This is a genomic window from Pseudalkalibacillus salsuginis, from assembly GCF_021646685.1.
Classification (GTDB): domain Bacteria; phylum Bacillota; class Bacilli; order Bacillales; family Fictibacillaceae; genus Pseudalkalibacillus; species Pseudalkalibacillus salsuginis.
Window position 1 is genome coordinate 114,282 of the sequence record NZ_JAKJHW010000001.1, and the last position, 11,858, is coordinate 126,139.

12 protein-coding genes are annotated in these 11,858 nt (G+C 41.6%); 1 reads left to right on the forward strand and 11 read right to left on the reverse strand.

The window, feature by feature from the left end; translation table 11 throughout:
- Nucleotides 1–4: 4 nt before the first annotated feature.
- From der to prsW, 10 genes are all read right to left on the reverse strand, one after another.
- The gene (der, locus tag L1611_RS00600; protein WP_236310978.1) at nucleotides 5–1,318 is read right to left on the reverse strand and encodes a ribosome biogenesis GTPase Der; all 1,314 of its coding nucleotides are present in this window, start codon (nucleotides 1,316–1,318) and stop codon (nucleotides 5–7) included.
- 189 nt (nucleotides 1,319–1,507) lie between these two features.
- Nucleotides 1,508–2,116 carry a YphA family membrane protein gene (locus tag L1611_RS00605; RefSeq protein ID WP_236310979.1) on the reverse strand — a complete coding sequence of 203 codons (609 nt, stop codon included), beginning with the start codon at nucleotides 2,114–2,116 and terminating at the stop codon, nucleotides 1,508–1,510.
- 297 nt (nucleotides 2,117–2,413) lie between these two features.
- A complete protein-coding gene (gene rpsA / locus L1611_RS00610) occupies nucleotides 2,414–3,565 on the reverse strand; it encodes a 30S ribosomal protein S1 (protein ID WP_236310981.1) in 1,152 nt (383 codons plus the stop codon).
- A 146-nt stretch (nucleotides 3,566–3,711) separates the two neighbouring features.
- On the reverse strand, nucleotides 3,712–4,293 hold the full coding sequence (locus tag L1611_RS00615; protein WP_236310983.1) for a lysophospholipid acyltransferase family protein: 582 nt from the start codon (nucleotides 4,291–4,293) through the stop codon (nucleotides 3,712–3,714).
- 6 nt (nucleotides 4,294–4,299) lie between these two features.
- A complete protein-coding gene (gene cmk / locus L1611_RS00620) occupies nucleotides 4,300–4,977 on the reverse strand; it encodes a (d)CMP kinase (protein WP_236310985.1) in 678 nt (225 codons plus the stop codon).
- Nucleotides 4,978–5,146: 169 nt separating this feature from the next.
- Nucleotides 5,147–5,359: a DUF5359 family protein gene (locus L1611_RS00625; RefSeq protein WP_236310987.1), complete on the reverse strand. Its 213-nt coding sequence runs from the start codon at nucleotides 5,357–5,359 to the stop codon at nucleotides 5,147–5,149.
- A gap of 83 nt (nucleotides 5,360–5,442) precedes the next feature.
- Entirely contained in the window at nucleotides 5,443–6,102 is a 660-nt protein-coding gene (locus L1611_RS00630) for a flagellar brake protein (RefSeq protein WP_236310990.1), read from the reverse strand.
- Between the two features lie 213 nt (nucleotides 6,103–6,315).
- Nucleotides 6,316–7,665, reverse strand: a complete 1,350-nt coding sequence (ypeB, locus tag L1611_RS00635) for a germination protein YpeB (protein WP_236310993.1) — start codon at nucleotides 7,663–7,665, stop codon at nucleotides 6,316–6,318.
- A 15-nt stretch (nucleotides 7,666–7,680) separates the two neighbouring features.
- On the reverse strand, nucleotides 7,681–8,526 hold the full coding sequence (sleB, locus tag L1611_RS00640; RefSeq protein WP_236310995.1) for a spore cortex-lytic enzyme: 846 nt from the start codon (nucleotides 8,524–8,526) through the stop codon (nucleotides 7,681–7,683).
- Nucleotides 8,527–8,665: 139 nt separating this feature from the next.
- The gene (gene prsW / locus L1611_RS00645) at nucleotides 8,666–9,352 is read right to left on the reverse strand and encodes a glutamic-type intramembrane protease PrsW (RefSeq protein ID WP_236310998.1); all 687 of its coding nucleotides are present in this window, start codon (nucleotides 9,350–9,352) and stop codon (nucleotides 8,666–8,668) included.
- Between the two features lie 169 nt (nucleotides 9,353–9,521).
- Here prsW and L1611_RS00650 point away from each other — a divergent pair, with 169 nt between their 5' ends.
- Nucleotides 9,522–10,496, forward strand: coding sequence for an asparaginase (locus tag L1611_RS00650; RefSeq protein ID WP_236311000.1), 975 nt, complete (start codon nucleotides 9,522–9,524; stop codon nucleotides 10,494–10,496).
- A gap of 261 nt (nucleotides 10,497–10,757) precedes the next feature.
- Here L1611_RS00650 and L1611_RS00655 read toward each other — a convergent pair whose 3' ends face one another.
- The gene (locus L1611_RS00655; protein WP_236311003.1) at nucleotides 10,758–11,747 is read right to left on the reverse strand and encodes a YpdA family putative bacillithiol disulfide reductase; all 990 of its coding nucleotides are present in this window, start codon (nucleotides 11,745–11,747) and stop codon (nucleotides 10,758–10,760) included.
- Nucleotides 11,748–11,858 lie beyond the last annotated feature (111 nt).

Sequence of the window (11,858 nt, forward strand, 5' to 3'; positions counted from 1 at the left end):
CCTCCTATTCATTTTTTCGACGTGCTATGATACGAATTGGAGTTCCTTTAAATCCAAATGCTTCACGGATACGATTATCAATGAATCTTTTGTAAGAGAAATGAAGCAGCTCTGGATCGTTGACAAATAAAACAAATGTCGGCGGTCTTGTCGCTACCTGAGTAACGTAGTTGATTTTCAGGCGTCTTCCTTTATCTGTAGGAGTAGGGTTCATCATGACCGCATCCATGACTACATCGTTCAGTACGTTCGTCCTGACACGCATCGCATGGTTCTCCGCAACAGTATCGATCATCGGCAAAAGTGTGTGCAGGCGTTGCTTCGTCTGTGCTGACACAAATAAGATTGGTGCATAATCGAGAAACAAGAAATGGTCCCTGATTTTTTGTTCGAAATCCCTCAGTGTTTTATCATCTTTTTCAATCGCATCCCACTTGTTCACTACAATAACGACGGCACGCCCTGCTTCATGAGCGTATCCAGCGATTTTCTTGTCTTGTTCGATGATCCCCTCTTCAGCATTTAATACGACTAGGACCACATCCGAACGATCAATCGCTTTCAGTGCTCTTAATACACTATACTTTTCGGTAGACTCATACACTTTCCCTTTTTTACGCATACCAGCTGTATCGATAATCACATATTCCTGGCCATCTCTTGTGAATGATGCATCAATGGCATCCCTTGTCGTCCCAGCAATGTCACTGACGATTGCACGTTCCTTTCCGACAATCGCATTCACCAGTGAAGATTTCCCGACATTCGGCCGTCCGATGAGTGAAAACTTGATTGTAGATTCATCATAATCATCTACATCTTCCTTCGGAAAATGCTTGATGACTTCATCGAGCATGTCACCAAGCCCGAGACCATGTGCCCCAGAAATAGCGACTGGTTCACCGAAACCAAGTCCATAGAATTCATATACCTCGCTCATCCGTTCAGGGTTATCGATTTTGTTTACTGCTAACACGACAGGTTTTTTTGAGCGGAACAAGATTTGAGCGACTTCCTCATCAGCAGCAGTAATCCCTTCGCGTCCGTTGACCATGAAAATGATGACATCAGCTTCGTCTATAGCGATTTCAGCTTGTTGCCGCATTTGTTTCAAAAGGGGTTCATCACCAAGGTCTATTCCCCCGGTATCGATCACATTGAATTCTGTATTCAACCACTCCGCTGAGCTGTAAATCCGATCTCGTGTCACACCAGGTTTATCTTCTACAATTGCTAAACGATCTCCGATAATGCGGTTGAATATCGTAGACTTCCCGACGTTCGGCCTTCCTACGACTGCTACGACCGGTTTTCGCATAAAATCACTTCCTTTTCTATAGTGCAACAAACTGCACGTATATTCCGGTTTTGTATGTATTTAAGCTATTTGATGTATTGCCCCTTTTTTATGGAAAGGGTTGGCATTCGACAAAATCAGAACTCATTTATTTTAGCAAAAAACAGTTCCTGTCACAAGATTAGAAAATTCATGTAAAGAGCCTGGTCCTTATTGAGCATTTTGTTTCACATGTTTGACAGGTCTGTCGATCCTTAATCTGATTCTGCATGCAAAATCCTCATAAATTGTCCACAGGAAGACAATCAGACACGACAAACTTAATATATCAAGAAAGATAAAAGATCCGATGATATAGGCAGGGGCAAGGTCATTAAATAATAAAACATAGGCTACTTCACCATGGGCATAGCCTGTAATGAGTACGGACAACCTGCTTCGGAGACCTTTAGTCATGAATATTACGACCAGAGAAAGAGGAACCGCGATGAAAAAATTCAAATCTACAAAAATCCAAACTGGATCATAAACGACGATGAAGTGCATTCCTACATAACACAAAGAAATAAGGATACTTACAAAAATGGAATACCCAAGATCTGTTAAGTTGTTCATCCCCAGGTATGCATAACTGATAAAGATCATGATAAATAGTGTGGAGTTTACAAGTTGACCATCGATGTTCAAAGTAATACCCGAGCAATAGATCAATGCTAGAAGTAATGCTGATAAGAAAAACCTTTGTTGTGTTTTAGAAATCAGAAAAGTGGTTATCGTCCAACCCATCCATGTAAACCAGTAAAATAATATTCCTTCCATACAAAGCTCCCAACCTTACTTACAGTCTTTATTCAAAGTATGGAAAAAAGAGCTCTTTTCTAACCCTCCGAAAGTGGAGGACTGAATGGAATAATGCATTCTTAAAATACTGTCTTTAATCATTAAGTGATAATCACGACAGTGACCTTCGTGACTAACCGGGTCGTTTCCGCTTTTCTCTAGCTCGCGGAAAGAGAGTGTATCTGGAAAAATATTAAAATGAAGAATTTCAAAGACAAAATAAAGGGCTGATCCGGCGCTTCTGCTCGAAGGGTCGGATCAGCCCATTCTATATTTTTATTTGTACTTTTTAAGTTGATCGCCAATCATATCTCCAAGGGAGAAACCAGTATTTCCATCTGTTTCCTTGTTATACTCTGAATCGATTTTAGATGGACGGTTTTCTTCCTCTAATGTCGCCCTGATGCTCAGGGAAACACGTTTTTCATCAGGATTGATGTCCAGTACTTTAACCTTGACTTTATCGCCTTGTTCAAGAACCTCACTTGGTGTTCCAATATGCTTATTCGCAATTTCGGAAATATGAACAAGCCCTTCTACACCAGGAGCCACTTCGACGAACGCACCGAAAGAGACAAGACGCTTGACTGTTCCATCCACCACCTGACCTTTTTTAAGAACTTCACTTACATTGTCCCAAGGTCCAGGGAGCGTTTCTTTGATGGAAAGTGAAATACGCTCATTATCACGATCTACAGAAAGTACTTTCACTTTGACTGTATCGCCTTCCTTGACGACCTCAGATGGTGTTTCCACACGATGATGCGCCAATTGTGAAATATGGACAAGCCCGTCGATTCCACCTATATCAACGAAAGCACCGAAGTCAGTTAGTCGTTGGACTGTTCCCTCCAATACTTGACCTGCTTCTAATGATTGGAGCACATCTTGTTTTTTCGATTCTTCCTGCTCTTCTAAAACCGCTCGGTGAGACAAGATGAGTTTATTATTTTCTTCCTCAAGTTCTACGATCTTCACTTCTAAAGTCTTACCTTTATAAGAAGAGAAATCCTCTACAAAGTGTTTTTCAACTAGAGAAGCAGGTATGAAACCACGGACGCCAAGGTCTACCACCAGACCACCTTTTACGACATCAGCAATCTCGACCTCTAATGTTTTATTTTCTTCCTTCGCTTCTTTCAACTCAGACCATGCTTTTTCAGCAGAGATCGCGCGTTTGGAAAGAACGAGCTCTTCTTCTGTAAGTTTGATCACCTTAAGAGTCAATGTATCTCCATCAGATAAGACATCACTAACTTTTTCGACATGCAAGCTTGAAAGCTCACTGATCGGCAGGATTCCATCCAACTTATACCCTGCATCGATCAATGCATGTTTTTCTTCAACCTTTGTAACCGTACCTTCTACTATATCACCAAGTTCCAAAGGTTTAATCTCTGAAAGTTCTTGATTCATTTCATCAGTCATTGTCTTTACCTCCTTAAGTGTCTAAACGAAGAGAAAAATATATTAGACCCTCCACGTTGTGAAAGAGTATGTATAAGGTTCATTTCCCTTTTCTCTAACTTCTTATAAATAGCGTTTTTTGTCAAGTAACTAAACTCCGATATTCCTCACTTATTCGCTTCGTATAACTTCCGTATTTCTTCCATGATTTTTTCTGTTGCGACCTTTGCGGAAGCCTTATGTTCTTTCAATTCAGAAAAATCAATCGGTGCCCCATAGACGATTTTTACTTCCTTGAACAATTTGTATGGGCCTATGATCGCACAAGGAATGACTTTCGCATCCGTTTTCAATGCAAAGAATCCGGCACCTGCAAGACCATCTGCGATGGAACCCGTTTTACTACGTGTCCCTTCTGGAAACAACCCGACAGCTTTTCCATTGCGCAATAATTCCAAACCTCGTCTTAAAGCTTGTTTATCACTCATCCCTCTTCGAACAGGAAATGCGTGGATACTTGGTAGAATGCTCTTCAATACAGGGACATCAAAGAGTTCTGCTTTCGCCATGAAATGGACTGTGCGTCCGGATGAACAACCGACAAGAGGAGGGTCCAGATAGCTGATATGATTTGTACAGATCAGGACCCCATCCTCTTTAGGTACGTTCTCAAGACCGATCACGTTCAATTTATATCCTGCAAAGAATACACCATTGAAAAAATTGCGCCCTAAATTATATAGATTCACCCGTCATCAAACCCTTTCGTTTTCGTGCACGATCTGAAGGATCGCTTCTACGACGTCATCAATCGACATCGTTGTCGTATCCAGTTCAACCGCATCTTCCGCTTTCATCAATGGTGAAGCTTCACGCTTAGAGTCTAATTCATCCCTGTGTTCGATCTCGCGTTTAATCTGTTCAAGATCCGAAGGAATACCTTTGGACACATTCTCGTCATGCCTTCTCTTCGCTCTTTCCTCAACTGAAGCAATCAGGAAGATTTTCACTTGGGCATCAGGGATTACATGTGTTCCTATATCACGGCCATCCATGACGACAGAATGTTCCCGGCTTAATTCTTGCTGGCGTTTTACCATTTCTATACGGACTGCCGGGTGCTTTGAAACTTCGGAGACATTTTTCGTAACCTCTGAAGTTCTGATTTCTTCCGTCACATCTTCTCCGTCTAAGACGACGAACTGTTTATCCGATTTTTTTTGAAGATCGATCGTTGTCGTCTTCAGGATTTCTTCCAGTGCACTCTCATCACTGATGTCAATATCATTGCGAAGTGCTTTCAATGTTATAGAACGGTACATCGCACCTGTATCGATATAAACAAACGATAATATGTCTGCCACTTTTTTGGCGACTGTGCTTTTTCCTGCCCCTGCAGGTCCATCAATGGCAATTCTCATCAAGTTACTCATAGTTCCTCCTGCTACCTTTGACAAATCTAATTTTAAAATGATTCGAGACAGATCGGCATTTTTCTGCCCATTTCACAGAGAAACTTGGCCCTTTTGAGGAAACCATAAGGCTCCTGGTGCCAAGTTCGATGGTGACAAGTATACCTCAAAATTCCGATATCCCTTTAGGTCAATTTTCAACCCTTTCATCATACCATAGGAAATTTGAGCGGTCTATCGTTTCAACGGTCTCTCCATTGCTTCCATTTGTGATTCCTTCATATTCATATAAACGATTGAAATAAGTGCCAAAGTCCCAATTGAATATAAGATATTGAGCAACAATAAGAAAAATCATCTGACAAATGATCAACTTGATCACTATACGTTCAATCAACTTCATCGGTTAATCGCATCCTCAGTATGTTCTTATCTCTATCGTTTCCAAAATAAGGCTTCTCTTATACGAAAGAATGGATTCCCTGGTTATAATAACCCTTTTTTCTTCAACATTAATTGCTCTTCGAAACAAAAACGCAACATATTTCGTTTATCTTGCTCAGATATACTGAGGAACTGAAGAGGCGCTTTATCCCTTTTTCCATTTTCCCCTTTAATGATACGGATGACCTTTGCTTTCTGGTTTATGTATTTATGGTGTTCTTTTAAGGGTAACACCATCCAGCAATCCACTTCCATTCCGGCTTTCAATTGATGACGCTCTGGCATAATGACTGCACATCCGCCTGCACTCACATCAGAAGTAATGGTAGTGAAAGGCTGAAATTGGAACTCTGTCGGATGGATCGACACATCTATTGCCGTTTCAACTCGGACGAACTCCCGTCTCTGGATCTTCTCCAAATTGGTTTCCCCAGGAAAAGATAAGATGAGCAACGGTATTTGTTCTTTTTTTCGATTGGTCATCTCAGTATGAAACGTGTATGTGATTTTATCTTTTGTGGTAAAATGGGCATAAAATTTTGTTCCTACCATGAAAAATTCCGATTTGTTTGTATGAGTGTTGGATGGATAAGTTACAAGTAGATGATCCTCCCTGATATCCTCAATTTTACAGTGGAATTTTTGCGGTTCCTGCCCAGGTTTCCGGATTTCAAGAAAAAGGGTATCACCGATTTTAATCATGTTATATCCCCCCTCACCTTTTTATTCTTTAGGTCGATTATCTCATTTTAACAAGAAAAGGAAAAGCAAAATTTGCTTTTCCTCGTTCTTGTTTACTTATAGATAAGCAATTTTGGCAGCAAGACCGGAGTAGCTGATCAGAAAAATAGTATAAGCTCAGCTACATCTCGGACTTTCGTCTGAACTTATATCGCGAATGGTAAGTTTTTTTGCCTACATACTGTTGACCGGTGTATTAGGATCATCCAGTTTTTTCACCTTTTCTTCCATGCCTGTGCTCGCGTTGATGAAGATTCGGAACGTCTCATTACCCATTGTAGCTAGGAACTCATAGCATTGAACCTCTTCGCCAAGGTCATTCCTGATGATTCCCTGGTGTGTTTCCATGATTTTAAGCTTAGGATTCAGCTTCCCTTGTGCTTCTTTTTGGGAAATAGCCGGAGTAGTGATTTGCCGATCTTTTTCACCGATCAGATAGTTCATCCCTTCATAGCCAATGATATCACCGTTATCAAGGGCAACTTTGATCGTAACTGTCTGTGGATAGATTCGTACATCATCCTGCTTTTTCACATACGTGTAGATTCCAATGTTTTCATATTGGTCACTTGTGGACATTTCCATCTTATCCATCGCATGCTTTTTCAAGAACTCTTCCGCTTTTTCCCTTCCCTGATATAAGCTGATCTTAGCATCTTCAACATTTCGATCTTCTAGTATCCAGGTTGGATGACCGCCTTTTTTGGTCATTTCCAAATAAATATTGGAATCGCTTTTTGGTTCATTGACCGAAATACGGTAGGCCTCATAAGGAGATCCTTTTCCATTTTCCTCTACAATCACTTTAGAGTTCTTGTTCAGTTTGAGGAACTTGATAGCTAGGTTCTTAGCCTCTTGTTTCGTAATTTCCTTACCGCTTAAAGCTTTATATTTATTATCTTCAAATTCGCTGATCTTCGTCATTTCTGGTCCCCAGTTCACTTCTGAGTAACCTTCGACAGATTTGTCGACAGTTTTGAGACCATTGATGACTGTGTTGTCCATTGGGTCATTTTCTGTGGCAAGTGCCAATTCGACGTCCATCCATCTTAGGTTTTCCTTCATGACAGTAGCTTGCACATTCCGCAGCTCGTTCTTGATTTCGGTTGCGTTTTTGTGCAGTTGTCCAAGTGTAGCATATTCATCTTTTGAAAGTGGGTCCTTCTCCAAATCCCTTATTGCGATCCGGTAGCTGAACTCACCGATTTTCGTAAGGAATTCTTCTGTTTTGTTGAATGGCAACAGTGCTAACGGTAATTGACCGACATCATTATGTGCTTCGGAGGTCAATCGCCATACTTCTGCAAGCGAAGGAGAAATCTGCTGACGGGAATTCATTGCCAGCGTCGTCCCGATTTTTTCCTCCAAAGCATCTATATGGAAATTCAAATCATGGAATGCTCTTTGGTAGTTATTTTCAGCGTTTATAAGAATGGCGTTCTTTTCTTGATGTTCCTTATATCCCCAATACCCAGTACCAATTACGGCAATTGCCAGTATAGTTATAAGAATCGTTCTGATCATGTCTCTTCACCTCCGTTATTTCGCAAAGATATGCTTTCCGATTTGGGTAACTTGTGAACGCGTCCATATCCAGCCGGATGTTGCCGTATCAGGGTTGAAATAGTAGATACATCCATTTGAAGGATCCCACCCATTGATTGCGTCAAGAACTGCTTTTTTGGCCTGCTCATTCGGTGTCAGCCAAATTTGGCCATCTGCTACAGCGGTAAATGCACGAGGTTCAAATATGACGCCTGATATCGTATTCGGAAAGGAAGTGCTTTCAATACGGTTGAGAATAACAGCAGCTACAGCCACCTGTCCTACATACGGTTCACCACGGGCCTCACCATAGACTGCATTCGCCATCAGCTGAATATCATTCTCTGAATAACCGCTCGGTACGTTTTTCCCTTGTTTCGGCTGTTTAGGTTGTGCTTTCCCGTCTTGACCTGTTGGTTTTTTAGCAGGGGCTTTCCCTTTCTGTGTTTGTTTTTCTAAAGGTGTACCACCGTAATGTGTGAACTTCTTCCCTTTTTGGATATTCCTTTTTACAAATCCTTCATGATACTGTGATGCATTGGCGAGTTTCAACTTTGTCGTGGCACCGGCAAGTCCATCCACCTTCAACCCGAACTCATACTGGAAGTTTCGAAGTGCCCAGTATGTACCCCAACCAAATACCCCATCAATCTTCCCATTATAAAACCCTAAATATTGCAATCTCGATTGGAGCTCGATTACGTCTTCACCCGTTGCACCATGCTGGATCACTTGAGCAGTGAACGCGTCTGTGTTTTCGACATGCACAGCGCTTAACAACGGAATGACCAATAGTATCAATGATAAGCATACTTTTACGAACAAATTTCCACTTTTCATCATTACAGCCTCCTGTTGCATCCTGTATAACTTTTTCAATGTTCGTAGTTTCTGTCATTGAAGTGATTTTATACAAAGAGAAAGACAAATAGAAAAAACCTGATCATCAAGTGGATGAACAGGCTTACCTGGCATAAGTTTAATTTATTGCTCTATGATTTTGTTGTTCATATTTTTCTTGTGAAACACCCTGTGCATACTTTATTTTCCTCAAACCTAACCACCATAGGAAAATCATGAAAGGCAACATGAAAACCATCCATTTTTGCACTAGAGATAACAGGATATAGTCATAAAACCCATGAAAGAATATGGGGACTAATAATGAAGATATTAAGAATAACCTTTTGGAATATGCGTTTTCCGATGATTTCCCCCTTGAAAGATAATACCCCATGATCACACCGAATAACGCATGGCTCGGAACGGGCAATAACGCTCTGAGCATTGCTGTTTCTATTCCATTCGTCAACAAATACAATACATTTTCAGCGGTGGCAAACCCTAAGGAAATCGAGACACCATAAATAATACCATCATAAGGATCATTGAAATCGATATGTTGATATGCCGCAAAGTAAAGAAGGAACCATTTGAAAAATTCCTCCAAGAAACCTGAAACGAAAAATGCATCCATCCAACCTGCTACTTGCATTTCTTCATAAATGCCAAACTGCAGGACCATCACTGGGAAAACGAGAAGGACACCAATGACGAATGTTCGCAATACCATCAGGATCGGCTCAGGTTTATATTTTTCTTTCAAATAGAAAAATGATAGCAAGGCGACACCTGGGGCGATCCCTGCAGATATGATTGTAAACATTTACATCGTCCCGTTTCCAATCCATTTTTTTCTATGGTATCACGAGTAGCCATGATTTTGTTATATTAAATATAGTTCTTGGAACAATCGCTGTTAACTCTATGCTTAGACGGATGGTTACAAGAATCGAATGTGTTTAACAAAAAATTTAGGAACGAGGTTGAGATTTATGAAAGAAATTCTTGTAATTCATACGGGCGGGACGATCGCAATGAGTGAGGATAAAGAAACCGGGAAAGTCATCCCTGGAGATGTCAATCCCCTTCACGAAACCTATGCACTCCTTTCCCAAATTGCAAAGGTTACGATGGATGATTTCTTAAATCTTCCGTCTCCACATATCACGCCAGAGCAGATGATCAAGCTGTCGAACTATATACACATGAAAATCGAACAAAAAAACTTCGACGGTGTCGTGGTCACACACGGAACGGATACATTGGAAGAAACAGCCTATCTCCTTGATCTGCTTCATGATGGCGAGACTCCAATCATTATGACAGGTGCTATGCGGTCCAGTAATGAGTTAGGTTCAGATGGCCCCCATAATCTCATCACATCGGTAAGGGCGGCTGCGAGTGATGATGCGAAAGGTAAAGGGGTATTGGTTGTATTCAATGATGAGATCCATGCTGCTAAGTATGCGACGAAAACCCATACGAGCAATATTGCAACGTTCCAGAGTCCTCAATCAGGTCCGATCGGCATCATTACGAAACGAGGTGTATTGTTCCATCATAACCTCGTTCACCGTGAGCATTATGACACATCAAGTGTTTCAATGAATGTCGTCTTGTTGAAGGCTTATGCGGGCATGCAAAAGGAGCTGTTGCAGGCTGTTCGTACCACGGAAATTGATGGGCTGGTCATCGAAGCACTGGGACAAGGGAATCTCCCCCCTGACCTGATGGAGGAGATTGGTCATTTCATTGATAATCAGATTCCAATTGTGATGGTATCCCGCTGTTTCAATGGAATCGTCCAAGACATCTATAGTTATGATGGTGGGGGACGTAAGCTGAAAGAGCGCGGTGTGATATTGACGAACGGATTGAATGGCCCCAAAGCTCGCTTGAAACTGTTGGTGACATTAGAAATGAACTATAATATGGAACAATTGAGGGAAGCATTTTCATCGAATTGATCGAAAAGCGAAAACGCCCTGATCAGCCACGAAGGTCACTGGAAGACCGACGAGGAGGCTGTCGCCGCCACAGGAGGTCTGAAGTGATCCAAGTGGCTGGGCGTTGGAGCTGGACATCAAGAAAAGCGAAAACGCCCTGATCAGCCATGAAGGTCACTGGAAAACCGACGAGGAGGCTGTCGCCGCCACAGGAGGCCTGAAGTGATCCAAGTGGCTGGGCGTTGGAGCTGGACATCAAGAAAGGGACTAGATCATTCCAGGTCAGTCCCTATTTTTGATCCTATTCAATAACTCTTTTGCAATCAACCCCCCGTGGAATCGACCATTTTCAATGAAAATCTCATTTGCATTATTGCCTGCAGCAATTACACCTGAAATGAAAATGCCGTTTACGTTTGTTTCCATCGTTTCAGGATTGAACAGCGGTCTACCGGTTTCCTTCTCAATCCCCACTCCCATTTTAGACAAGAACGTATGATCAGGATGATAGCCTGTCATGGCAAAGACAAAATCATTCTGAATCTCTTTCAACCTGCCATTGTTCTCATATACAAGGGACTTTTCTTTAATTTCGATGACCCTGGCATTGAACTCCATCTTCACTTTTCCGTTCCTGACCAACGATTCGAATTCAGGAAGAATCCACGGTTTAATACTACCGGAATACTCAGAACCTCTATACAAGACAGTTACCCGAGCTCCAACCTTTTCCAGTTCAAGGGCAGCGTCAACAGCTGAATTTTTCCCGCCAATGACAGCAACATCACGATCAAAAAATGGATGTGCCTCTTTAAAGTAATGAAATACTTTATCAAGATCTTCACCGGCAACACCCATGTAATTCGGATGATCATAATATCCTGTCGCAATGATGACAAAAGGCGTCTCATAAGTCTGCTCATCTGTATTCTGTTTCTTAGAACGTACGATAAATAATCCATCTTCCCGTTTATCTACACTCATGACTTCTTCAAATGCATGGACCGTGAGCTTTTTCCTTTTCACGACTTCCCGATAATAAGATAATGCCTGGTTCCGTTTAGGTTTCCGTTGTTCGATGACAAATGGTACGTTTCCGATTTCCAGCTTTTCGCTCGAGCTGAAAAACTGCTGGTGAGTAGGATAACGATAGATCGAATTGACAATATTCCCTTTTTCAATGACGATTGGTTTCAGGCCGATCTCCTCTAATGCAATCGCTGCAGAAAGGCCGCAGGGACCACCGCCGACTATGATCGCGTCAGCTTGCATGGTTTCTTTCACTCCTAATGACAACTTCACTCTATATTATTTCTTCATCCTCAAGCTGTTAAGCAAAACGACTTAACTCTTTGTTGTTATTTGCGAAATTCCTTCCCTTTC